This is a genomic window from Pseudomonas sp. Ant30-3, assembly GCF_000690905.1.
Lineage (GTDB): Bacteria > Pseudomonadota > Gammaproteobacteria > Pseudomonadales > Pseudomonadaceae > Aquipseudomonas.
This window is the reverse complement of record NZ_JMCL01000072.1, coordinates 22,860-48,538: the sequence shown is the minus strand read 5'-3', so window position 1 is coordinate 48,538 and position 25,679 is coordinate 22,860. Positions and strand designations below refer to the sequence as shown.

Here is a 25,679-nt window from a genome sequence, read left to right as displayed (position 1 = left end):
TTTATGTTTATCGATCTCAGAAGCGATACGGTCACCAAACCCACGGAAGGTATGCGCAAGGCGATTTATCAGGCAGAGGTGGGCGATGACTGCTTTGGGGAAGACCCGGTGGTTCGTGCGCTTGAAGAATATTGTGCCGATTATTTCCAGAAGGAAGCGGCGCTCTTCACCACCGGCGGCACGTTGAGTAACCAGTTAGCGATGAAGTCACTCACTAACCCGGGTGACGAGATTTTTCTCGACGCCTCCTATCACATCAACTTTTATGAGGCGGCGGCGACTTCCGCTTTTTCGGGCGTTAACTTTTCGCTGTCCAGGCATGACAGCGGCTTGTTCGATGTCAGCGACCTGGAAAAGCTCTATGCCTCCAAGTGCCGCTGGAATCAAAATTATGCGATGCCGCGTGTGGTGGTGGTTGAAAATACGCTTGGATGCAAAGGCGGCGCGATATTTCCGCTACAACAAATGAACGATGTTTTCGGTTACGCCAAAAGTATCGGCGCCTACCGCTACCTGGACGGCGCGCGAATTCTTCACGCGTCGATCGCCTCCAGCATCGACGTGACCTCTTACACTGAAAACGCCGACCTCATGGCCATGTGCCTGTCCAAGGGACTTGGGGCGCCGGTCGGTTCGATCATGGTCGGCTCCACAGAGCTGATACAGCGCGCCAAGAAATACCGCAAATGGTTCGGAGGCGATTTGCACCAGGGCGGCATGATGGCGGCGGCCGGGCTGTACGCCATGCAACATCATGTCGAACGGCTCGCCGAGGACCACGAACATGCAGCGTTGCTGCACCGTCTCTTGGGTGAACTGGATGACGCGCCTGCCCATTACAAGGGCACCAACATGGTGACCTTGGATATTTCCTCGTTAGGAATGTCTCCGTTGCAGTTCGGTAGTTATTTGAGCCAGCAAGGTGTTGCAGGTTTGCCTTACAACGCCAGGGAGATGCGCTTCATGCCGCACATCAACATTACCCGCACGGATATTCAAAAGGCTGCAGAGATCATCAAGGCTGCTGTCCGTGAACACACGCCAGCTCGGGAAGCCATCAAATGATTTACAAGAAAAACATCGTTGTAATCGTTGATGCTTACTCCATCGGAAGCCTGATAGCACCTGCTTTCATCTCGCGGGGGTTTGAATGTGTGCATGTGCGTTCGACCGATCACGTTAATGAGTTCTACGAAACCTGGCTGCGCGCCGGCGATTTCATCAGAGACATTCTCTACACATCTGATGCCGAATTACGCTTGGCGCTCTCTGAATATCACGTCCAGTTCGTGCTGGCCGGGTGCGAATTCGGGGTCGAACTGGCAGCGCATCTGGCGGCACAGTTCGACGTTGCCCGGCACAATGATGCGAATCACGCAATCCGCTGGCGCAACAAATTTGAGATGCACGAGGCCTTGTCTCAGGCCGGCGTGCGCTCGATCAGACATTTCAAGTCGGATTCATTGCCGAAAATCCTGGAGTGGGTCAAGGAGAACGGGATTTTGCCGGTCGTACTTAAACCGATTAAGAGTGCGGGCTCCGATAATATTCATATTTGCACCCAGGATACTGAAATCGAACAGGCTTTCCAGGTGATAAAAACCAGCCGGAATATATTTCTGGAAAGCAACGAAGAGATTCTGGTCCAGCAGTATCTGGATAATTCCGACTTCAAGTCCGAACTGTTGCTGAGCAAGTCCAGGGATGTCGACATCGAATACTGTGTCAACACTGTGAGTGTCGATGGCCTGCACTATGTCAGCGAAATCATCCGCGTTTACCGCACCCGTATCGGTGCATCGCCTGTGCATGACTACAACCAGTTGATGTGCCCGGTAGGCAATGCCGATGTCTACAGTCGTCTGTCGACCTACATATTCTCGGTGCTCGATGCATTGGGCATCCGCCAAGGCGTAGGCCATAGCGAGCTGATGATCGTCGATGATCAACCCGTGCTGCTGGAAACAGCAGCCCGCATGCCGGGGGGCATCGATCTGTCCGCTTATACCCGCGCCTTGGGGCACAACCAGTTGAGTCTGTGGATTGACTCGCTGATCAATCCGGACGCGTTTCTCGAATATCGGCAGCGGCCAAGAACCAAGCTTTATTTTCATTCCAGTTGCGTGTTCCTGATCGCCCGCCAGGCCGGGCCGATCAAACGCGCGCCGGACCTCTCGCGCTGGAAGGCGATTCCCGGGGTACACAGCATCAAAGTCCAGGATGCAGGCGTCCTAAAGGCAACCGTCTCACTGGAAAATTGCCCGGGACATGTGTTCATTCTGAGCAGCGACCGTGCAGCCATTCAGCGCAGCATCGAGCTGCTACGCGAGCATGAGCCCTCTATCTACCAGGAAATGCTGGCATGAAAGACGTCTCGGGCAGACTGGAGTTTCAGGCCGTTTCCAAGGTCTACGAGAGGCCAGTGGTGCTATTGCTGCTGGCCACTTTCATCCTGACCATTGCACGTGCGTTGGCGTTGCCCTATCTGGTCGTGTACCTCTCTCAGACTTTTGGTCTGGGCGTTGCCGATATTGGTCTCGCTGTGGGCGGGGCACTGATCGTCAGTTCGGTACTGGGCGTGTATGGCGGGTTTCTGGTGGACAAGTTCTCCAATTACCGCGTCATGCTCGGCGCCGCTATCGTGTTCGCACTAGCCTTCACACTGGCCTTTGAAGTAAACAGCCTGGTGCTGTTTATTGTCGCCATCGTGGTGGTGAACCTTGCCTATGCGGTGATCGATATCGCCGTGAAATCGGGTATTGGTTCATTGGTAGCGCCGGACAAGCGTGGAAGCGTGTTCTCTTTGAAGTACACACTCACCAATGTCGGTTACGCCATCGGACCTTTTCTAGGCATGCTGCTCGCGAACATCAGCCCCGGTCTGCCATTTGCAGCGGCGGCGTTGATCGGGGCCGGTTTTGTCGCGTTATATGCCGTATTGGGTGGACAAATCACCCACTCGGCCTGCGTTGAGCGTTCGGACAAGGGTTTTGCCACTGTGCTGATTCACATGCTGGGTAACTATCGATTGGTCTGCTTCACTATCGGCGGAATACTCAGCGCGATCGTGTTTGGGCAGTTCACCGCGTATCTGTCGCAATACCTGATCGTGACCAGTGACCCAGAAAACACCTACCGGATTATTAACTACCTGGTCACTACCAACGCCTGCGTGGTCATCAGCCTCCAATACCTGATTGGCTCCCGGATCAACCAGAACAATCTGTTCCCCATGTTGATGCTGGGAATGGCTTTCTTTCTGGTTGGGCTCATGGGCTTTTGCTATGCGCAGGTGCACGTGGTCTGGATAGTTGCGATGATCGTTTTCACCATTGGTGAAATCATCATTATCCCGGCGGAATACCTCTTCATCGATTACATCGCACCAGAGGATATGCGCGGCGTTTATTACGGTGCGCAGAACCTGTCCAACCTGGGTGCAGCGCTGGGCCCGGTCTTATGCGGTATAGCACTATCTTTATATGCACCGGGCGTCATGTTCTACATTTTGTCTTTGTGCATTGTGATGGCGAGTGGTTTCTACTTTATGGGCTCACGGCGCAGAGGCTGATCAATGATTCATTTCAATACTGCGGGGTCGGGACTTGTATCCGCAGAGACACTGCGCGTTATGCAGCACTATCTACAGGCGGAGTACGAGTCGGGAGCCTATGAGGCCGAGCTTGGCCACCAGTCGCTTCTGGAGGGTGAAGTCTATGACAATGTCGCCCGGTTGCTAGGGACTGAAGCGGCTAACATCGCGCTGTTCGATGGTGCCACAAAAGCTTGGGTGACGGCGCTCGACGCTTTGAGCTGGTTTGAAGGGGCGCGTGTTCTGGTAACTCCGTACGAATATGCTGGCAACCTTATTGCGCTCGCAACATTGCAGCGTCTACACGGGATTGTGGTCGAGGTCATGCCGTTAAACCCCGATGGCGAGCTGGATCTGCATTGGCTGGCGCGGCACATGAGTGACCAAGTGAAGATGGTCTCGGTAGTGCAGGTGCCCAGTTGCTGCGGAATCGTGAATGATGTCGAGGCGATTGGGAACATTTTGCGCAACTACCCCTGTCTATACTTCATCGATGCCTGTCAATCGACCGGCATGCTCCCCGTGGACGTAAAGTCTGTCGGCTGCGATGTGTTGACCGCCGCTGGCAGGAAATTCCTGTGCGGGCCAAGGGGGACGGGTTTTGCTTACCTGTCCGAGCGTTTTCAGGCAGTCGCGCAGCCACGCTTCACTGATCTGGGCAGGGTCAGTGTCGATAGTTCGGGAAGGATCACTCCAGGCATTGAAGACGCGCGGCGATTTGAGTACGCCGAACGAAACAATGCCGCAGTGGTAGGGCTGAATCAGGCCATCAAAGAGCGACTAACTACGCCATACGGTGCGGATTCCACGCCATCCGGCCACCCAGTCCGCTCTCATCTGGCCAGGCATTCCAGGGCCATCTGGCCACCTGTTCCACGGCCATCCGGCCGGGCAGTCGGAGCGCAGCGACGCAGGGGTGGCATTGTTAGTCCGGGTTGGCTGGCGTCGTCAATTTCTGCGTCCGTTTGCGCATTGATTCACCCTTCAGATTGATCCGGTAAGCGTTGTGCACCAGGCGGTCGAGGATAGCGTCGGCCAGGGTCGGATCGCCGATCAGTTCGTGCCAGTTGTCCACCGGCATCTGGCTGGTAACGATGGTCGAGCGCTGGCCGTAGCGGTCGTCCAGTAGCTCCAGCATGTCGCGCCGCTGTTCGGCGGTGAACGGGGCCAAGCCCCAGTCATCGAGGATCAGCAGGTCGGTCTTGGCGTAGCTGCTCATCAGCTTGGCGAAGCGCCCGTCGCCATGGGCCAGACCCAGTTCTTCCAGCAAACGCGGCAAGCGCAGGTAACGCACGCTGTAGCCTTCTCGGCAGGCCTGGTGGGCCAGGGCGCAGGCCAGCCAGGTTTTACCGACACCGGTGGGGCCGCCGATGATCAGGTTGAGGCCGTCGCGTAGCCACTGGCCGCCGCTCAGTTGCAGGATCAGCGCCTTATCCAGCCCGCGCGGGCTGCGGTAGTCGATGTCTTCGAGGCAGGCGTTGTGCTTGAGCCGGGCCTGGCGCAGGCGGCTGCTCAGGCGCTTGTCGTCGCGTTCAGTCAGCTCGCGGTCGACCAGCAGGCCGAGGCGTTCCTCGAAGCTCAGGCTGTCGATGTCCGGGGTTTTCAGTTGTTCGTTCAGCGCCTTGAGCATGCCGTGCAGGCGCAGGGTTTGCAGCTTGTCCAGGGTCGGATGGGGCAGCATGGTGGGATTCCTTGTGTTCAGTGGTAGTAGCCGGGGCCGCGCAGGTTGGCGTGGTCGTCCGGCAGCAGGGGCAGGTGCTGCTGGGCCAGCGGCAGGTTCTCCAGCCCCTGGCGCAGGATCGATTCGAGGCTCTTGTAGCTGCACGTGCCGAGGCTGATGGCGCGACGGCAGGCCAACTCCAGGCGCACTTCGCCGTGGGTTTTGCCCAGGCGCAGGATGCCCAGGCAGGCCCGGTAGCCCTGCTGCGGATGGATGCGCCGTTCGAGGATGTGCCGGATCACGCCGGCGGTGTTCGGCCCGGTCTGCTCGGCCCAGCGGATCAGCCGTTGTGGCGTCCACTCGGCATGCTCGCGATGGCTCTTGGGCATGTGCTCGGCCTGCGTGCTGTGCCGGCCCTTGTGCATTGAGCGCAGGTGGCTGGCCACTCGCTGGTTGGCGTGGAAACACTCGACGGTGCGCGCCGTCAGGCGCACCTCCAGCTGCTTCTTCACCAGTTGATACGGCACCGAGTAGTAATGCCCATCGACCTCGACGTGGTAGTCGATGTGCACCCGCGCTTTCTTCCACTCGGCGTAGACGTAGGGTTGCTCCGGCAGGGGGCGCAGCGCCGGACGATCCAGGCTGTCGAAGGCCGTCTGGCGCGAGCCCGGCAGCTTCTTGAACGGGCGTTGGTTGAGCCGCTCCAGCAACACGGAGATGGCGCTGTTGAGTTCGTCCAAGGAGAAGAACTGACGGTTGCGCAGGGCCGCGAGGATCCAACGCTCGACCACCTGCACGCCGACTTCGGCCTTGGCCTTGTCGCGCGGTTTGCGTGCCCGCGCCGGCACCACCGCCACTCCGTAGTGCTCGGCAAGGTCGCGGTAGCTGGGGTTGATGTCCGGCTCGTAACGATGGGCCTTGCTCACCGCGCTGCGCAGGTTGTCCGGCACCACGATCTCCGGCACGCCGCCGAGGAAGGCGAAGCAACGGGTATGCGAGCCTAGCCAGTCCGGCAGCTGCTGCGACCAGGTGGCTTCGGCGAAGGTGTAGCTGGACGCGCCGAGCACCGCGACGAACACCTGCGCCTGGCGGATCTCGCCGCTGTGGCGGTCGATAACCGGCACCGTCTGGCCGGCATAGTCGACGAACAGCTTCTCGCCGACGCGGTGCTCCTGACGCATCACCACGTCCAGCTTGCCCTGCCAGGCCCGGTAGTGCTCACAGAACCAGCTGTACTGAAAGCCCTGCGGCTGGCTCAGGCGGTACTCCTGCCAGAGCAGCGCCAGGGTCACCCCGGGGCGGCGCAGTTCGGCATGCACCCATGCCCAATCGGGTAAAGGCCGCTTCTCGCTGGCAACCGCCGGGGCCGGCGGGAACAGTTGCTGCTCCAACTCGGCATCGGACAACGAACAGGGCCAACTGAGACCACTGGCGGCAAAACGATTGAGGTAGTCGCCGACGGTGACACGACCGACCTGCACGCTGACCGCAATCTGGCGAGCTGATAGTCCGACCTCGAACTTGAGACGTAGTACTTCGCGAATCTTACGCATGGATAAACGCTCCACGACGACCTCTCTGCTTCGAAAAAGAGGTCGATGGTAGTGAAGAAATCCTGCGTAGCTGCCTGCCCGGTTGAGTGGCCGGATGGCCGTGGAATCAGTGGCCGGATGCGCGTGGAATGGGTGGCCGGATCAGCGTGGAATCGGTGGTCAGATGCTCATGGAATGGGTGGCCAGATGACCGTGGAATCCGCACCATACGGTGAGGAAGTCGAGATTTACAAAAGTCTCTATTACTGTCTTGCACAAATACCTGCAGTCAAACTGATTTCCCCCGGCGCGCGTCACGAGGGGATTATCGCTTTTGCCCACGAACGCTGTTCAGCAACCGCGCTGGTTGATTACATGCGAGCGCAGGGTGTGAATTGCTGGCCGGGTTATGCCTCTCATACACCCTATTACATGTTGGGGCAGGGGCATGATCGATTTGTGCGATTATCAATCAACAATAAAAATAACTTTGCCGATGTAGAGGTGTTCATGTCGTTGCTAGCAAAGTTGTAACAACTATCTAATATAGATTGTTGTTGTGGGTATTGCTGCGCTGTGGTCTTGCGATTTTGTTAGCGGGTAAACGGCTAGTTGTCTGCCAGGAAATGGCAACTTCCCGCTTGCTTCTTATTTTTCATTAAAGAAAGGGAATTCTGATGAACGACGTAAAAAGGTTTAACCCTTCTGCTGCAGTTAAGCAGCGCCTTCGACCATTGTATAAAAAGGACAATTGGCATTGGCTATTTGCCGTGTTTGCCGATTTGGCGGTTATTGTGTCTGCCGTTTTTGTCGCTAACCGCCACCACTATCTTTACCCACTTGCCATTCTCTTCATCGGTTCCAGACAACGGGCTTTGGCTTCGCTTTTGCACGAGGCCGCGCATATGACCCTGACCCATCGCAAACAGCTCAACAAAGTCATCGGCGAGTATTTGCTGGGCTATCCGATCTTTCAGAATTACGAAGCATACCGTCGATCCCATGTGCAGCTGCACCATCATAATCTCGGTGATCAACACAAGGATCCCGACCACCGTTATTACATTGAGTCGGGGCTGTACAATGCGCAGGACCGTTTTGATTTTTTGTTCGGCCATCTGCTCAAGAGCCTGACGCTGGGCAATACGTATCGGTACTTCCTCTATTTGGTCAAGAATCGCGCAGGGGATATTCTGATTCACCCGTCACAGGGCGTTAAGCTGCTGGCTGTTCATGCGTCGATACTGCTGGTGTTCAGCTATTTCATTGGCCCGTGGGCCTATGCGCTGTTTTGGCTGGTGCCTTATTTTACTGCTTTTCAGGTGATTGGATGGCTCTCCGAGATTTCCGAGCATTTCGGTATGTTTGGTCTCTACAACAACGAGGAGCAACTCACGCGGAATCGCTTCCCAACCCTGATCGAGCGAACGATCATCGGCATGCATGGCGATAACTATCACCTGACTCATCATCTGTTTGCCGGTGTTCCGTTCTGGAATCTGAAAAAAGCCCATCAGATCCTCATGGACGACGAGCGCTATGCTGCGGCCAACCGTGGCTGTGGCGGTATATTCACGGCGAAGAAAGACGCCAAATCCAGTATTGATCAGATATTCGAGGCTTACCGAAGCGGAAAGATCAGCGCTATTGTGGTCGCGGAGTAATGCTCGACACCTCCAATAGGGGTTCACAAGTCGGTAATCAGTGAAGTTTGTCCTGTCTCCATGGGGCGTCGGTGTGCGCGTAAGTGCTCGCCTGGCGTCCCATTGCCAGGTTTGCAAAGGGGATTGCCCGCCCCCCCCTTCTGGCTTGCCATCCTTGTGTAGATCCATCTCAACCCGATTGTGGGCCGTCCAGCTGTGCCTAGGCCGAGATCAGTAGGATCCAGCGTGACTCCATCAATAAAAATGGACTGCTTAGGCTTGGGCCGAGCCCAAAACAGAAAGGCCTCAGCGAATGCAGAGGCCCTCAATAGAGTCATTGGGGCGCAGACCAAAACGTGCTCCAGCGTGACCTCATCGTATTCGTCAGGGTTGACGGATATGAAGATTTTCCACCAACTCGCCTAGCCTTGCGAGTGTTTTTCTATTTTCTGAAGAAATTTCCTCTCCCCATGGGAGAAGCTTAATCGGGGCCTCATGGATAACATTGGGCGGCCATAAAGACAGAACACTGACTACCGCAACTCGCACATTTATATACGCACTGATGTCATCTGCTCAACACTCCAACGCTCAGTTCAGTTCAGTTCAGTTCCATGGTCAGGTCATTCTGGCGAGGCACCATATAGGTCATTTGATTCGGTGATGAGACTTGCGAAAAGAAAACTCATGATGCTCGAAAAAGCCCGGCAGGCCAGGCTAATCTTGAGTTTCTCCAGACTGCGGATCAAGAATGTCGAGTAGCATCTTGTCGTGCGATGCGCGTGTTGCCGTGTAGAACATGTAGCGATCTAGAAGGATCCTTTTCATGCTTCTGGCGGAGGCAAGGTGCCTGGGCTCTACAGAGATTGTCGCGGTAATGCCACTCCGGGTATCGGTCACCTTCAAGTGGTAGCGCCCAATCAAGCCGTCCTCTCGCGTGGTGTGGCCTAGGCATTTAAAGGTGAGAGAGGTTTCTGACACGTTGGTCTCCGATGGCCTAGACATCCCACATACCTGAAGCCCCATTCAATACTTTATAGAATGGGGCTTTGTGTATATAGCTAGGGTAGTAGCGGGCACATAGGGCCTTAGTTGTTTTGTGGAGCAAGGCTTACCGAAAGACGCCCCGAGGGGCTGCAATGAATGATCATTACGGCGTTCGTGCGATGACCGTTTGCTGACTCGTCAAATACACGAACGATGTCGTGTCCACCAGACTTGCGACAGCTTCTTCCTGGGATGGACGCTGAGACGCCTTCAGCGCTGGTTTCACTGCCCAGGGTCGAAGGCATGTAGAAGTCCAAACTTAGCCCGATCAACGCGTTTTCTGGAAGGGGCGAGAGTCGATTCTCAAAGTTATTTCGTACGCTGATCAACGCTGGCTCGAAGTTTTTCTTGATTATGTCGGTAGTGGCTTCAAGGCAGGCGCCACCAACGGAGGCGATTACGGCTATGAGGCTTTTCGAAAGATTTTTCTTGAGAGCCGGCATTGCTCGCATCCTTGCGTATGTGTGAAAGAACCCGGTGGGTCAGCTTTAGTAAATATCACTCGTGGACGAGGCAATCGTCGAGTCAACTGTGAGCTTGTTGGTCGCTGAGTTGAACTGAAAGGTACGCCCCTCAACGTAAAGGCCGTTCTTGCTAGCACCAATTTCTTCTGCCTGATACGGCTTCAAGGTGAGGGTCGTAACCTCCCCTTGGTAGCCAATCTCTACATAATCGACTTTGGAATCGCGTGCCCTCCGACCGGCATAGACTAACCTCCACTTCTGACGAGTGCTCAAATTAGGGGTTACCATCGGATCGCGATGAGGCAGATTGGCAGTCATTCCCTCGTTCCACGCGTAAAAAATACGTCAAAAACGTTCGATTAGGTAAGTGACTGATTTATGGAAGATAAAACCAATGTAACAGTTACCAAGGCTCCGGAATCGGTGAGCAAACAGATCGAGCCCGGCGCACCGAGCCACGCCGCGCAACAACGCCAGCGTGCCAGTCAGCTGGCGCAGGCCGTGAGGACTGAATTGCAGAAAGCGGTCATCGGCCAGAACACCGTGATCGACGACGTGCTGACCGCGCTGATAGCCGGCGGTCATGTGCTGCTCGAAGGTGTCCCGGGGCTGGGCAAGACTTTATTGGTGCGCGCCCTCGCCCGTTGTTTCGGCGGCGAGTTCGCGCGTATTCAGTTCACACCGGACCTGATGCCCAGCGACGTCACCGGGCATGCGGTGTACGACTTGCAGACCGAGCAGTTCAAACTGCGCAAGGGACCGCTGTTCACCAACCTGCTGCTGGCCGACGAAATCAACCGCGCCCCGGCGAAAACCCAGGCGGCGCTGCTCGAAGCCATGCAGGAACGGCAAGTCACCCTTGAAGGCCGCGCCCTGCCGATTGCGCAACCGTTCATGGTCCTCGCCACACAGAACCCGATCGAGCAGGAAGGCACCTATCCATTGCCGGAAGCTGAACTCGACCGCTTCATGCTCAAGGTGCGCATGGACTATCCCGATGCCGATCAGGAGCTGGATATGGTCCGCCAGGTCAGCCGCTCGACCCGCGCCGACATGCTCGACGTGCAACCGCTGCGCACCATGCTGCAAGCCAAAGATGTGCTGGCCCTGCAACGCATCGCCAGCGATTTGCCGCTGGACGATCAGGTGCTTGATTACGCCGTGCGCCTGGCCCGCACTACCCGCAGCTGGCCCGGCCTGATGCTGGGCGCCGGGCCTCGCGCGTCGATTGCGCTGGTACGTTGCGCCCGGGCGCGGGCGCTTCTGCGCGGTGGCGAATTTGTGACTCCCGATGACATCAAAGGCTGCGCGTTGGCGGTTTTGCGTCACCGTGTGCGTATTTCGCCGGAGCTGGATATCGAAGGGCTGGAAGTGGATCAGATCTTACGGCAACTGCTCGATCAAGTGCCGGCGCCACGCGTGTGAGACCCTCGCGGCTGCTGCTGATCTGGCTGGTAATCCTGCTGGCCATCGGCATCGTGCTCGGCACAGTAAGGGCGCTGGGCATCGCTGTTCCCTCAACCCTGCTTTCGATTAATTGGGGACTGCTGCTGGCACTGCTTATCCTCGCAATCGTCGACGCGGTTCGCCTCAATCGGTTGCCGTCGCCCAAGGTCGGGCGGCAAATGCCTGGCAGTCTCGCCCTCGCCCGCTGGGGCGAGGTGAGACTGCACGTTGAACATGATTTCCCTCAGCCGCTGAATATTCAGATTTACGATCATGTACCCGAGGGCCTGAGTTTCGAGCAGCTGCCGCTGGCGGTCGAGCTTCAGCCGGGAAAACGCAGCGAAATCGGCTACCGCTTGCGCCCACTCAAACGAGGTCACTTTACCTTTGAGCATTGCGAAGTGAACCTGCCGAGCCCGCTGGGCTTGTGGTCCGGCAAACGGCTGTTGAAGGTGGCCGATCACACCCGCGTCTACCCAGATTTCGCCCGCGTCTACGGCGGGCAATTGCTGGCGGTGGATAACTGGCTTAGCCAACTCGGCGTGCGGCAAAAGCAACGGCGCGGTCAGGGCATGGAATTTCATCAACTGCGGGAATTTCGCGAAGGCGACAGCCTGCGTCAGATCGACTGGAAAGCCACCGCCCGCCAGCGCACGCCGATTGCCCGCGAATATCAGGACGAGCGTGATCAGCAGATTATCTTCATGCTTGATTGCGGCCGCCGTATGCGCAGTCAGGACGGTGAACTGGCGCATTTTGATCATGCGTTGAACGCGTGCCTGTTGCTGAGCTACGTAGCGTTACGCCAAGGCGACGCGGTCGGTCTCAGTACCTTTGCGGCAGAGCAAGAGCACTATCTCGCGCCGGTCAAAGGGACGGGGCAGCTCAATGTATTACTCAATGCGGTTTATGACCTGGACAGCACTCGGCGCAGCGCTGATTACCTCTCCGCCACAACACAACTGCTGGCCCGGCAAAAGCGCCGAGCACTGGTGGTGCTGGTGACTAATCTGGGGGATGAGGATGATGAAGAATTGCTGACAGCCGTCAGGCGAATGAAGCATCGCCATCGGGTGTTAGTGGCGAGCCTGCGCGAAGATATGCTCGATCCTGTGCGTCAGACGCCAGTGGGGACCTTGTCGGACGCGCTGACCTATTGCGCGACGATCGACTACTCCAATGCCCGGGCCGAACTCCATGAGCGGATGACCGCTCATGGAGTCTCGGTGCTGGATAGCACGGCTGTCGAGTTAGGGACCACATTAGTGACGCGCTATGTCGAATGGAAAAAAGCCGGGATGTTTTAGTTACGCCAGGCACTGTCGCAGGTTGCGATATTGCAAAGGACCAAAGGATCGCAGGATCCTTAGTGAACGGTTACTGCGATTGTCACTTTCCTGCCCAGTCGACAACACTGGATGGCAACCCTGAGTCCGGCGTCGCTCCCAATGACATCGGATTGCCCGGTGATCGCTTAAGCAGGCGGGAGGCTGCCACTTGTAACGCATAAGCCCCGCCAATGCTGCCGGTGCACTGCCAGCTAAGCCCCTCGATGGTCAAAGGACGATAGACGCCCAGCGCAGGCTCCACGGTCAACCCCAGATCTGTTGCTGACGAATAACCCGACAACCCCAGGCAAACTTCACGACCCAATAAAGGGCTGGCAGGGTTGACGATCGATAAATGAACGGTATGGGCTTCCAAGCGGGGAAACAGTGTTTCGGCGCCCCAAATCGTTGGCGGATCATCGTTAAGTCTGAGCCGGGCATCGTCCCAGACTCCCGCGGCCAATACCCTGAAGCGAAAGGTGTGGGCAGGCGCGGCGGCGAGACCACCGTTGACGCCTGGGACCGTGGCGACCACTGTCACCTCCTCCACCTGTTCGGCATGAAATAAAAAGCGTGCCCATCCTTCTTCATCCGTCAGCACACGGTGATGTTCTTGCCCAACGGCGAAAGCTACCTCTATTGAGGATGCCGCCCGCTGTTTACTGGATGAGCGCAAATTTAGTTCCAGCCAGACGTTTTCGCCGACAATCGGATCGAAACTGTCTTCCCGGACTTCTGCGATCTCGATTTCGCCGGCGGCCTCTTTCTGATCATTGAGCATAACTTAATCCTCGTCCTTCAGCATTGTTCCATAGGCAGCAGTGGGTGAAGCAGATTGCGCGTCGCGAGCGGCCAGTACTTTGACGTTAAAGGTGTGAGCAGGAGCGGCCAGACCGTCATAGGGGCTGTTCACCGTTGCGATCACTGCCACATCACCCGGTTGCGTTGGGGTAAAGGGAAAGCGTGCCCAGCCATTTGCCGCCGTCAACACCGCCATCTCAGTCGCTCCGTGTTTAAAAGCGACTTCGATGTCTTGTACCGTACGCTGGGTGTAGTAAGACTGGGTTCTGAGTTCCAGCCAAACGGTTTGACCGACGATCGGATCAAAGCTGGCCTCTCGCACTTCCATGATCTGCATTCGGTGATGTCCCAAAGACAGGGGCAGTGGCGGGTAATCCTGTGAAAGTTGTTCGAACGCCAGCGACAGACCCGATTCACCCGTTGCAAGACTGGCGCGGCAGTCCAGCTGCCACTTGATACCGTCGGCATTCAGTTCTTCTTCATGCCCTTCCTCCGGGTCCAAAATCACATCCAGAGCAGTGCTTGAAGGCGGTGCCCACTTCGCCGCAACTTTCAACGCAGTCAATGGGCTTGCCGTCTTGGGAGTGAAGTGCAATGTGTGTTCCCCGCCGAAACAGGGGTAAGCGGTGCTCCCAACTGCCAGCTCTTTGTCGTCGAACTTTAAAACGCCCTCCCCCTCAAGTGTTCTGGATAACAAGCGCCCCGATAGTACATAGGGGTCCAGACCGTCGTTACACACGTGTAGAGAAAAACGGGCGCTGCTATCACCGTTTGAGCTCACACCCCACGTCAGTCCTTCTTTGCGTAGCTGTCGCCTGTCAACAGCCGAAGGAATGAAGTCGAACCCCAGGTCCTCTTCCCCCTCGCCATGCACGCTCAGGTAGATTTCTTCGTTCAACAGCGTTTCGCCAATTGGCTCGATCTTTAGCTCTACCGGCGCACTGTCACGAAAACAGATAAGACCGACAGTCCCGGGCTCATGATCGGCCAGGGTCACTTTGACCAACCGGGTCCAGGGTTCCTCACCTAATACGGTCACCCTGAACCGATGGACGATTTCTTTGGCGTCATAGGGTCTGCACGCAGTGGCTGAAACTTCGAAGGTTCCTTCCTCGACTGGGTCGAATGAGTAGACACTCCAGCCGTCAGTACCCGTTGGATATGTCACGCCATCGCGGCTCCAGACGACTGCAATCCCTGGCACTCCGCCCACCCCGTCCACTGTTGAAAGAATCTGAACCGCCAGTGGCAACGCCGGGCCACCCACTGCGGGAAATCTCACAGGTTGCTTCGTTTCGCCGATTGCCAACGTATTGTGCGCCAGGTTGAATTGCTGGACGGGGGATCTCTCCAACAGTTCCGAACAACTGATCTGAATCTCGAAACGACCATCGCGCAGGTTTTCACAGTCCATACTCCAGGTCAGACCAGCCCCCACAATCGGAGTGAGTTCATTAGGCGCAGGCTTGATCTGTACTCCCAAAGGATTGCCTGGATCGTCCACCTGCAGATGCAACGCCACTTCGGAATCGCGCAGTGCATGGTCGGGGGGAAACGCTAGCGTCACTGTGTGTGTTTCGCCGCGACTGGGGTAGGCGAGTTTGTTTCCCCAAACCCAGGAACACGCTGAATCGTCCAGAGAAAACGTTGCGCTCAGCCATGGATTGTTCTGCAAGGCGCGCACTTTGAATACATGCCTGGCATCCTCCGGCTTGTAGTGACTGACCACGCTGGCGATGATCTCATGGTCACCCGCTGCATCCGGGGTGTAGGTGTAGCCGGCCTCACCGGACGGGTCCGTAGGGCACGTGTGCAGCTCGATTTCTTTGCCATCTGCGCCTTTGAGAGTCCAGGTAACGATACGATCAGCCAGTGGGAAATCCGAATAGTAAGACTGCACTCGCACCCGTAATGCCACACTTTGCTTGAGGTCAATGACCGGATACCAGGCAGGCTCCTGCAGCGGGACGACATCCAGCCTGAAATGCCCCACAAGAGCCTTCAACGGATAGAGATCGGCCGTGTATTGGCTGCGTACGGCCAAGGTGCGCGCAATCGGAATATCTTGTGCCATGTCAGCGCAATCAATGTTCCATGCTGCTGCAATGCCCTGCTCTTCTCCCCAGAATGGACGGGCAGCCAGCACACCATCGGGATCGCTGAGCCCTCCCTCCACCAGTAAGCCTGCTTCGGTTGCCACCCAGACACTGTCGGGTGTAGGCAGTAGCGTGACAACATGAGACTGATCAAGACGAGCACCGAAGCATAAATGCAGCGTGTCGTCTGGTACCTGCAGTTCTCCATCGATCGCCAGGCAGTTCAGGCGCAAAGGCTCGAGCACGAGTTCGACCCGAACATCGGCAACTCGCAACCCTCTTGACATGCCTGGTCGTTCATTCGGCGGGCTGATAAACGTCAGGGTAATTTCCGTTTCAGCAGCATCAAGCTCCAGGGCGTGCCGATACTCCACGAGGTGAAGATCCAGCCGGTCGGGGCTCGGGTCCACAGAGACCCCATGCTTGAGTGACGGTACAAGCTTCAGATCATATTCACCGCCCAAACCCTCGAGGATCCTCAACAGGCACTCAGCACCTTCCATCGCTTCGTAAAGGAAGACCAATTGATAGTCCGCCTTGCCGGGCGTTGGCTGCGGCAATGTGGCCAGCGTCAAGGTCTGGCTTCCCTGGCCTTCATTGACGGCGTACATGAAGCCAACGGATCCGCCGTTCCAGGAGCCGGACTGCCGGGTGACTTTGGCTCGGTCATTGATGATCCATCCTTCCAGCGCCTTGGCGAAATCACCATTGTTGACAAAGTTGTGCCCGGCTTGAAGGTTCTCTTCGTTCATGACTGCCTGCTCCCTGTGCCGGCCAGACGTTTGGCTTTGGCTCCCCCAGCGGGTGGTTCGGGGACGGTATCGAGCTCTTTATCGACCACTGCTGCAAAGGCCGGACCGCCATCTTTCGCTTGATAGTAAATTGTGATCCATATGTCAGGTATCGACGCCAGCTTGGCAGCCTGGGTCTTATGCCGTGGAAAGGTCAATTCATAGTCCGCATGGACACCCGTCCCCTCAAAGGGTGCGTAGCGGTCGTCGACAGGCTCAACGGCTCCGTTATCTTCAATTCCCGTGGACAACGCTATCTGCTGGTAAGGGCGCAGGTTTCGCACCATTACATTGGCAGCAGGAGCCTGGTTTCCTTTCTCATTGTGCAGGAATTTGATTGCACTTATGTCCGGTTCAATAACGGTTGTACTGCTGATCTGAGACAGAATCGCACGGACATGCTCATAAGGTCCCAACAGGCAAGGAAACGTCAGCGCCACTCGCTTGATTTGATGGCAGTAGAGGCCTGGATAGTCTTCATCGAACATTTTCTGATTCAGCGAGAAATACAGTTTTCCTGCAGCCACCGATGCTTCCCATTCGGCACCTTTCAGTTCCTTGAGAGAAATCGTCTTGATCAACTGAAGACGGTGCTCGTCGCGCTTGATGCGCGCAGCCGCCATTCGCATAAGGTCCAGTTTTAAAGAGTGACCGCTGGTGAAGCCAAAATAAGCATCCATCCAGACATCCGGCCGAATAAAGCGGGTTTTGAAGTCGCCCATTTCATACTGCCAGCACGTTTCGGCGCACAGACACAAGCCAGCTACCAGATCGTAAGCCTGATAGATCAGCGTCTTCATTTGCCCGACTACCCAACTGCTTAACTCGCGACCAGAGCTGCGATTCTTGTAGAACGCATATACCGCCTTGGCCTGGACATTAGATGCTTCCGTCTGTTGCAGACTCGCCTCGGCGGCGCGGATCGAGTGCTCCTGAGCGAGGATTTGCTCACTCAGCACCCGGACTTCGGCCTTCGCCTGATTGAGCACCAGGTCCCACTCCTCCAGGCGTCGGCGATATTGCTCATTGGTCGACAGCCTCGCGGATCCGGTCATGGAAATCTGCGCGCCCGTATATACGCCATCGGCCGTACCTTGAGGTACGGCTCCCGGGCGGGCGCCACCAAAAGCTGTCCCACCAATGTTGGGCACAATATCCAGTTCTGCAGAAACCACTCTAAAACCACTCGTGGTCGCGAGCAAATCTCCTTCATCTTTGGCTCGCTCCAGAACCTCGTACTCATATCGCGAAACCTGCTCGTCGTATAGGTGCTGGTAATGCTCGACTCTGGCTTTGACCATGCTTTCGCTTTGCCGCAACGACGCCGCTGTCGCTTCAAGCTGGTCGATTGTTGCCTTGTGCACTGACCGCGCATAATCCACCAGTTCGAGCATATGGCTTTGATTTAGCTCTTCCAGCTCACTGCGATCATGCTGGTCCAGCCAGAACCTGAGTTGTTCTTCTTGCTGAATCTGGAACTCCACACCTTGCAGTGCCAGGTTGTGCACGGTCGGCCATTTATACGGCACCACCTGGACTGGTCCACCCGGATTGTGCGTCGCTCCCAGCCTGCCACCAGCCTGCGCACGCAAAAGTTCAAGAGGGTCCATCGTCTGGAACAAGGGAATAGAGAGGGTACGACCATCAATCGAGCGCCCTTCGCGCAAATTCTGCATCCTGGATTTGAGCAGCGTCCACATGGCTTTCGGCCGTTCATTGATCCCCGGTAGAAACACGTCGCTACCGAGCAGATCGAAGCGCGGAGTGGCCTGCATCGCACCGGGCACATCAGCCAGCGAAATGGCAAAATCTCGCTCGAAAGCCTTCAGCGCATCGCGTCCCTGAACCTTGCTTAATAAACTACTGAGGGTTTGCGGTGCCCACGTCGTGGCTGTACGTGCGTCAGGCTCCCGGCCCAGCAATGACAATGCCCGGCTGTAGTTGAGCTTGGCTGCGACCATGCTGTCGTAGTCAAGTCGACGGTACTGGCTGTCGCCCCAGGCGATCAGGTTATCCAGGTAGCGCAGGATAATCGCGATCTTGAAATGTATCGGTGCCGTGTAACCGATCGCGTCAGGATCGGTCGGAGCCGCGTTCTCGTAAGACGGGTCGATCGTCTCGTTTTGCAGGGGACGGCAGCGCCAATAGGCGGGCGCGGGGAGCACTGGCGGCTCACCCGGCGCCGGGTTCTCGGGCGGCACGACTTCTCGCGCCAATGGATTGAATATGTACTCGAACCATGGCTGCGCTTCCTGGTGCCGCCCCTCAGCGCTCAGGCGCGAGCCGACCAGATCCGGGACATGAAGCCACAGCTCCCAGAAGTACAAACCGTTGCTGCCATCAAAAGGCCCGTTCTCCTCGATCGTCCCGTCGGGCCTGGGTGGCTCGTCAATGTGCTGGGTATCCCAGGCCAGCAATGCGTGCGGGGACACAGCCGCCCGGCTGGTCAAAACCGGCCCGAATGTGGAGTTGACCCGTACGTGCTTGAGCGCTTGTGCACTGTTGAAGCTGAGGAATTGCGCGCCCTCCGGGCTGCTTTTATCGATCGAAGGGGTTGCGTATGCAAGAGGTCTCTGGTTAAGCAAGACCTTGAACTGATTGCGTCCATAGGTCGTTTTGGTGTCCGCGCCAAAGGAGAACACAATTGGCTCGTCGATGGGAAAGTTAGCGACACCTAATACCTCGGCCTTGCGTTTGTAGGTGAGCCATGGCGTGGCGTATTGGCCGTCCAACGGCCCCGTCGAGATCCACTTCTTGCGGTCATCCCCACTCGCGCCCTCGAATTCAAGGCTGAACGCCAGGGGGGCATACAAGATCCTCTGCACAACCTGATTCTGTGCATTCAGCGCAAATGCACCCAGGCCGTCGACAAAAAAACCTGCACCGGCGCGAATTTCGTCCGGCGTCTGGCTAATAAGAAGGGTCAGAGACTTAGGTGTCAACTTCGCCACAGCATCCGCGCGCCAAATGCCGTCGCCCACCGATTCTTCCGTAAAACTGTCTTTGCTAAACATGTGAATCAACACTTTTTCGGGACCGAGTTTCAGGAGAATGTCCTGAGTCGGTTTTTCGCGAGTGTCCATGCTGATGCGCAGCTGCCTTTCGCCGGACTCGACAATCCGTATTTCAAAAGAGCTCGATCCCGCCATCCCCTTCCACCCGATGAATACCCGCTCCAGCACTCGACCGGTTTCCTCCACCGCGTCGCAGCGTCCGCGCACCCTGAGCACTTCAAAAGGTGTGTTGTCTGCGCCGATCTCCCGAGTATGGATGGCGTCCAGAAACAAGTGCTTACTGAGGCCGCCCTCCGGCTGCGGAGTGCTGGTCATGGTGACTTTCGAGTAATCGGCCGGTACAACTTTCTGCTGCAGGCTCCGGATATCCCGAAAGCGGGCGAAGGTCATCATCAGCAAGGTGGCGATGTCTCCGGGGACCTTACGAAACAATGCGTCGCGGGTTTCATGAATTTCCACTTCCTGGATCGAAGACTCACCATCCAGGAGATGACGGTTGGTGTAACAGACAGCCAACAAGTCGTCACGTGGATCGCCGTCACCCAGCGACACAGCCGTGAGCCGGCCATTGGAAATGTCAAATTCGCACTCACGCTTGTGGAGAGAAACAGGGGCAGACCATTGACCGTTCAATGATCCGGAAGCCATCTTGATTTCCAGCGACCATGGAATCTGCACCACGCCTTGAGCATTGAGCGTGCGTTCGGTCCATTCACACCAGACCAATACCGGGAGCCCTCTCCAGTAAAGAGGACGGATGTCCATGACTTTGCCGGCGGTCGCGGTTTCAATTTTCTGCCACTCGCCCCATGCCGCCGGATTAATCTTCTTGCTGTCGTTATTCAGATCAACCGTGACCGTGCGCCAGTAGAAGGCGAATGGAGATGTCCGCTCGCGGCCAATCAGGCAATACCGCGCGTCTTGCACATCAGCGCCATCGATGTATCCGCTGAGGATGTCAAGGTCACAGATCTGCTGAAAAGACCGGGTATATTCCATCAGGCCCCTCTGCACAGAATCGGCCGTCAGACGCATTTGACTGAGGTTGTTTTCCAGCGTCCGGAATAGGGCGGTTTTCTTCAGGCGCAGAGCCGGGACAATGTAATTCTCGGCCCGGTCTTTCAGAATGACGTTCGCGGACCACGTGCTGTAATGGCTGAGAATCTGGTACCAATACTGTAAATCGTCATCTTCGAAGTAGCTGTTTTCGTATCCCACCTCCATGCCGCTGTAAACGGACTGGATGTGCTGTTGCAAACACCGCACATCGGTGGAAATCCAAGTGGCTTCCAGATGGGCGCGGTCCTGAGTATCGAGCATCAAAAAGTCATTCAACTCGTCAGTGTCACTAAGGTCGACGTTGTCTGGCCAAAGTGACTGCCCCAGGACGGCGTCTACCATGGCCGCCGTATAGCGTTCTGTCAGCTCATTGATCTGGATCGTTTCCATTTTGATTTCCTTGTCGCTGAGTGATAACCCGGCCACACGCCGTGGGTTGAGCCGGGTCAGGACAAAATCCAATTCATGGTTTCGACAAGTCGCGTCGAGTGGGGGGACGCTTGTCCAAGGAACCTCCAATGATCATCGCCTCGTTCAAGCGGTCGCATACCAGACTGATCTGGAACCGACCGTTTCTGATATCGTGGGTGCGGATATCGACTGCGTAAGGCTGGTCCGTGAAGGTAAAACGAGTGGCCAGCGGAGGATCGAACAGCACCCCTAGCTTTTGAGTGGAATAGTCGCAACTCCAGCCCAGTGCACCTTGACTTCCCTTCAACGAGTCGGCCAAACCGGGGGTGATTTCCAAGCGGTAATGGCCATTTCTGAGCAGCGAGAATTCACCAGTGCCCGGGACAATCGTTTCACTGGATTCATGAGCCGTGCCTGGGTCGGAGATCAATTGGACGTTCCATTCAAAGGCTGGAATGACTGTCAGGTCGAACGCTTGCTCCGTACTGGAATGTCCCAATTGGGCAATGACCTTGAAGTTGCCTGCTGTCGAAGGATTGAACGGGTACACCGAACGGCCGTATGCATCAGTTGCAATGGAGATCGTCTCGACAGGAACAGTATTAAGCGTCCAGGAAACTGGATAGTTGGCTATCGGCCTGGCATCAGTCGCGTCCGACTCCATCACATCGATCCACTGCAGCGTTGGCCTTGCACCGACCATCGAGAAACGCACGGGCTCCGAGTATTTCGCGATCACCGCAGTACTCACGACCCACAGCGTTACCTCCGTAACGGGATCGCCGCCAAGCTGTGCGAAAACCGTCAGATTGCCCGCCTCGACAGGGGTGATATTTACTTGGGAGAAGCCTTCTTCATCGCTCGATTGCTGTGTTTTGACAGGGTCGGCACTGGTCCACCAAGTCACAACCTTGCCGGCAACTGCCGCGCCATCCAGCCCGACGACCTGGCAACGCATCGTCAGAGGCCGATTGATCATCACCACGCCGGTGGCATGCGGTACATCGACGATACGTGGCTTGTCGCAAAACTGGATGGTGCCGTTGAACGTTGCACTCGCATGGCTCTCCATATCACTGATCATCACTTCAGCATTGCCGACTGACAGACTGGAGTACCACGCCCGTGCGATCCCGTCCTTGTCAGTAAAGGTTTCGCTCGGGCGGATTTCACCGCATGTGGTAGACCAGATAACCTGACGTTGCACGCCCTTGTTCCCGTATCTGTCGAGCAGCACGGCCGACACTTCCTGCTCCCATAGACGCCCGGCCAGAACTGGCGATTCAGGCAACGGCGACATAAGTTCTGATGGGAAGAACAGCGTCGCTTCATCACATCCGATCACAACCGATGGTGCATAAATCGGCTCGTGCAACGGCAAATTGAAGACGACATGAGCAGTGCCGATCCTCGCCCCCGCCTGCAGACTGGCCTTGGCACGCCCACGTTCATCGGTGAGTGTTTCGGGCGTCAACAAAGCCCCCAGGTCGGTGCTCCAGTACACAGGGACGCCCTTGAGCGGCTCCCCGTAAAAGTCTAGAAGTGTGCATTCGAACTCCGCCACTTCCCGCCCCACGTTGGCAATCAGTCGAGGATTGTCGACCACGCAGCGCGTGGTGATGCTTTGCCCGACTTCCGCCGAGTCCTGCGAAGTGGACAGATTTTTGAACCGGGCAAGGCTTTCCAGTGCATTCTGCGCGGCGTTCGCATAAATCGGCTGCAGATCCAGCGGGTTCAGTACGCCCAGAGTTAACGCCGAAGTGGCATCCATTCCTTTCCTGGCAAACTCCAGTGTGCGGGACAGCAGATCAAGGTGCGCCAGACTCGACAAAATCGGCCGTTGAGTATCGCCGGTGCCGGAGCCGATATGCTGGGCGCACTGCAGCACATGTCGGATCCCGCAGCCAAAAAAAGTGGCAAGCTTGTCGGTGGCGGCATCGCGAATCAGACTTAAAGCGTCCGGCGCCAACTCTTCGGGCAATTCGTTGACCTGCCGCAGATAGGCAAGCATTTTTTCCTCGGGCTGCCTGGCGAGTTTGATCATGCGTTGGTAGAACGCCAGGTAATACATCGTCTGGATCGAGATCTCGTGGGGGCTTTCGAGACTGAACCATTGATATTGCTCACCCGTCACCAAGGTGCTGAGCATTTGCGCACTCAGCTCCAGCTTCTTCACAATCCGGCCGCGACGTTCAAGTTCCACCAACATTTTCAAGAACGGATCAGGATCACCCGATTTATGCTGAGCGAGAGCAAGCGAGCCAGGTTGCTGCGACATGGCTTTGCTCAAAAAATCATAAGGATGACCTTGGGACCAGACCAGCACCTGCGCCGCCAACGAAGAGTCCAGTTCAAGATAGACTGCGCAGCTCTCCTGCACGGCCACCCGTTGTTCGTCCCGACGACGCAGCAGAACAGCACGGACAAGCGAGTGCACGCGCTCCCGCTCTTCGTCGGTAGATTCGTCGAGAACCTCCACCACTACCTTCCCGATAGCTGTATCGACCTCCTTCAGATAATCCGCCTCGGTTTGATCGTGACGTCCGATCACCAACCCCTCTGCATCCACCAGCTTGCTCAGCTTCGCCAACCAGTCGACGATCACTTCGTTGTCGCCACGCAGCGGAGCGCCGGCTTCCACCAGTGACGCCGCCGTCAGCAACATCGGTTGGACCTGGCTGCGCAGTTGGCGCAGATACTGTTCCTGGAGTTCGGACCAAACGGTCGGCACCAAAACCGGGGCGGTGTGTTGCACCAGCCACAGGACAGGCAAATCATTAGCCCGGCACCACTCGACACAGGTTGTCAGCGCTCGTATCGCGCTCAGGGCATCAGCGCCATCACCTGCACCGCGACCCGACACTGCAGGCTCCGCGGCCAACTGCGCAACCAGGCCATCACCATTGCTCAGCGTCTGCAGGAGCGCCGTGGATTCGATAGGTGTCAACTCGACCAACCGGGCCACCTTCACAAGGCGCCAGAAGCTGGAAAGGACTTTCAGACTGCGGCTCAAGTGAGTGTTCAAACCGCACGCTTTGGCGATCACCGTGGCCAGGTAACGGTAAGTTTCGAAGTTGATTTTCAATGCGCTGCAAATCTGGTGAACCGTCTGCTGGTCGGCCGCTGTGCTCGGCATGATCGCGAACTCGCCATCATCAATGCGCAAGGGTTCGTCATACATCGCCTGGCGGTTATAGACGCGATCGAAATGCGAAAGTTGGCCATCTTGACCGTACACCGACAGCACATCGATGAGCGCAGCGAACTCTTCCATCTCACACTCATAAGCGCTGCTTAACTCCTGGAACAACCCCAGGCAGCGCAGAGTATTAACGGTGATCCAGATATCAGTTTTCCCGGTCCCGCGGCTCTCGGCATGCATAGCCGCCATCAATAACTGATCAACCTGGTGACTCGGTTTGCCCAAAAGGCGATCCAGGCGACACTTACGGTTGATGCGGTCCATGCGATTGGCAAACTGCGTGAATCCCGCCTCCCCCACATGATGTAATTCAAAGGCATTCAGATCGGCATTTCTTTTCACTTCGATCGCGGGTTGTTCACCGGCATGGATGTAGGTTGCGCCTGCCGTCACGCCAGTCAGCAGGTCTTCCGGATCACCTATGGCCGGCGCATTGGCAGACAACTTGGGGGTAAAGGCGCCACGCCCCAGCAATGCGTCGACGCTACGCTGGTCAAGACGCGTGGCTTCCGTGAAGTTCCCAAGCTTGCGCAGGTCATCAAGGTTCGCGGCATGCTGCCCAAAATTGTCTTTATAAAAGCTTTCAGCGGACGCCTGCGGCGTCGGATCGACCAGCCGAGTTCGTGGATCAACCCGCCGCAATGGCACGTTTTCCGGGCTTTCAATTGAGCTGAAGTAGGGGGCTTCCAGCAACAGCGACAATTTCAACGGGCCGATCCCGCTACTCAACTGCAATGCGGCATCGGCGCGTCTTCCCCGCCCACCCCGATTCTTGAAATGCGGGTAGTCTGAGTCGACTCCGCGAAGGACATCACCCAAACTTCCTTCTTTCAGCACGGTGGCGACAACATAGGCGATGCTTTCCCAGTCATGATCGTAGGGCAGACCGTGGTGAAATCGACAGGTACGCAGGTAGGTTTTGACGTCGTGAATACCTTCGGGGAGTTTGCTGTTGATCTGCGCTTCGAGCACTGCGTTGGCAATTTCCAGGCGCGACTGCCGGCGATTGACAGCCATCTCGTCAATCCACAGATTATCCACGTCCGGACGGCGCACTTGCAGAGACACCGAACGCTTCAGATCGGCCTGCGGCACAATGCGGTCTCGTACCCACTCGCGCAAGGTCACCAGATATGCAGTAGTTGATGCGCTGTTTTCGATACTGCCCGCAGGAGCACTGCCTTCAGTGTTAGGGTTGATCAGATCCATATACGTTGGCAACGGCACCGACGCCCGAGCGTTGTGTCGCGTCGGCATACCATGCAGATTCCGTTCGCGAAAGACCCTGGCCATATACGACGCCAGCGCATTGCCTCGGCCCATCATGGCCTTGGCTTCTACCCGGCTCAGGCCAAGTTTTTGCAACCCGCCGGTTCCCAGTTTTACCAACTCGAACACGCTGGGGTTTTGCTCCAGGTATTCAGTGAAAGATCCGACTTGCGTGACGCGTTGTTCCCCCAGCACAGCCTTGGCCAATTGATTAACCGGGCGTTCGTCAGAAGTATTCATTGCGGTTTCCCCTCATAAGCCAGGCCGCCCCTAATAGGGGTAGCAACGCTATCGCTCAGTCGATTTGACGCTGACTCAGGGCGG

16 protein-coding genes are annotated in these 25,679 nt (G+C 56.6%); 8 read left to right on the top strand and 8 right to left on the bottom strand.

Features of this window, described 5'->3' with window-relative positions; genetic code table 11:
* Positions 1-3: 3 nt before the first annotated feature.
* The 4 genes from DU29_RS0117740 to DU29_RS01000000130160 are packed head-to-tail and all read left to right on the top strand — an operon-like array spanning position 4 to position 4,585.
* Entirely contained in the window at positions 4-1,065 is a 1,062-nt protein-coding gene (locus tag DU29_RS0117740; RefSeq protein WP_028622878.1) for a threonine aldolase family protein, read from the top strand.
* Complete coding sequence (locus DU29_RS0117735) at positions 1,062-2,366, top strand: hypothetical protein (RefSeq protein ID WP_028622877.1); 1,305 nt, start codon at positions 1,062-1,064, stop codon at positions 2,364-2,366. Before DU29_RS0117740 ends, DU29_RS0117735 begins: the two co-directional genes overlap by 4 nt.
* Positions 2,363-3,571, top strand: coding sequence for an MFS transporter (locus DU29_RS0117730; RefSeq protein ID WP_050483129.1), 1,209 nt, complete (start codon positions 2,363-2,365; stop codon positions 3,569-3,571). Before DU29_RS0117735 ends, DU29_RS0117730 begins: the two co-directional genes overlap by 4 nt.
* 3 nt (positions 3,572-3,574) lie before the next feature.
* Entirely contained in the window at positions 3,575-4,585 is a 1,011-nt protein-coding gene (locus tag DU29_RS01000000130160) for an aminotransferase class V-fold PLP-dependent enzyme (protein ID WP_050483128.1), read from the top strand.
* On the opposite strand, the gene istB is transcribed toward DU29_RS01000000130160, so the two are convergent.
* Together istB and istA are read right to left on the bottom strand one after the other, a co-directional pair.
* Positions 4,518-5,273, bottom strand: a complete 756-nt coding sequence (gene istB, locus DU29_RS0117720; protein WP_003290589.1) for an IS21-like element ISPpu7 family helper ATPase IstB — start codon at positions 5,271-5,273, stop codon at positions 4,518-4,520. The genes DU29_RS01000000130160 and istB overlap by 68 nt on opposite strands.
* A 17-nt stretch (positions 5,274-5,290) precedes the next feature.
* The gene (gene istA, locus DU29_RS0117715) at positions 5,291-6,805 is read right to left on the bottom strand and encodes an IS21-like element IS1491 family transposase (protein WP_019364253.1); all 1,515 of its coding nucleotides are present in this window, start codon (positions 6,803-6,805) and stop codon (positions 5,291-5,293) included.
* 45 nt (positions 6,806-6,850) lie between these two features.
* On the opposite strand from istA, the gene DU29_RS1000000132460 reads away from it, so the two are divergent.
* Both DU29_RS1000000132460 and gntB read left to right on the top strand, forming a co-directional pair.
* Positions 6,851-7,318, top strand: coding sequence for an aminotransferase class V-fold PLP-dependent enzyme (locus DU29_RS1000000132460; RefSeq protein WP_152635560.1), 468 nt, complete (start codon positions 6,851-6,853; stop codon positions 7,316-7,318).
* Between the two features lie 143 nt (positions 7,319-7,461).
* Positions 7,462-8,448, top strand: a complete 987-nt coding sequence (gene gntB / locus DU29_RS0117705; RefSeq protein WP_028622874.1) for a guanitoxin biosynthesis L-arginine gamma (S) hydroxylase — start codon at positions 7,462-7,464, stop codon at positions 8,446-8,448.
* Between the two features lie 1,067 nt (positions 8,449-9,515).
* On the opposite strand, the gene DU29_RS01000000130150 is transcribed toward gntB, so the two are convergent.
* Entirely contained in the window at positions 9,516-9,917 is a 402-nt protein-coding gene (locus DU29_RS01000000130150; protein ID WP_050483127.1) for a hypothetical protein, read from the bottom strand.
* A gap of 45 nt (positions 9,918-9,962) precedes the next feature.
* Positions 9,963-10,256, bottom strand: coding sequence for a hypothetical protein (locus DU29_RS0117690; RefSeq protein WP_028622872.1), 294 nt, complete (start codon positions 10,254-10,256; stop codon positions 9,963-9,965).
* Positions 10,257-10,361: 105 nt separating this feature from the next.
* Between DU29_RS0117690 and DU29_RS0117685 the strand changes: the two genes are divergently transcribed.
* Positions 10,362-11,363, top strand: coding sequence for an AAA family ATPase (locus tag DU29_RS0117685; protein WP_028622871.1), 1,002 nt, complete (start codon positions 10,362-10,364; stop codon positions 11,361-11,363).
* The gene (locus tag DU29_RS0117680) at positions 11,360-12,691 is read left to right on the top strand and encodes a DUF58 domain-containing protein (RefSeq protein WP_028622870.1); all 1,332 of its coding nucleotides are present in this window, start codon (positions 11,360-11,362) and stop codon (positions 12,689-12,691) included. Before DU29_RS0117685 ends, DU29_RS0117680 begins: the two co-directional genes overlap by 4 nt.
* 82 nt (positions 12,692-12,773) lie before the next feature.
* Here the strand turns inward: DU29_RS0117680 and DU29_RS01000000130145 are convergent, their stop codons facing one another.
* The 4 genes from DU29_RS01000000130145 to DU29_RS0117660 all read right to left on the bottom strand — a co-directional run bounded on the left by DU29_RS01000000130145 (position 12,774) and on the right by DU29_RS0117660 (position 25,595).
* Complete coding sequence (locus DU29_RS01000000130145) at positions 12,774-13,493, bottom strand: hypothetical protein (RefSeq protein ID WP_177326970.1); 720 nt, start codon at positions 13,491-13,493, stop codon at positions 12,774-12,776.
* 3 nt (positions 13,494-13,496) lie between these two features.
* Entirely contained in the window at positions 13,497-16,361 is a 2,865-nt protein-coding gene (locus DU29_RS1000000130985) for a hypothetical protein (RefSeq protein WP_028622869.1), read from the bottom strand.
* Complete coding sequence (locus DU29_RS01000000130135) at positions 16,358-20,863, bottom strand: neuraminidase-like domain-containing protein (RefSeq protein ID WP_050483126.1); 4,506 nt, start codon at positions 20,861-20,863, stop codon at positions 16,358-16,360. Before DU29_RS01000000130135 ends, DU29_RS1000000130985 begins: the two co-directional genes overlap by 4 nt.
* Positions 20,864-20,936: 73 nt before the next feature.
* Positions 20,937-25,595: a Tc toxin subunit A gene (locus tag DU29_RS0117660; protein WP_028622868.1), complete on the bottom strand. Its 4,659-nt coding sequence runs from the start codon at positions 25,593-25,595 to the stop codon at positions 20,937-20,939.
* Between the last annotated feature and the right edge of the window lie 84 nt (positions 25,596-25,679).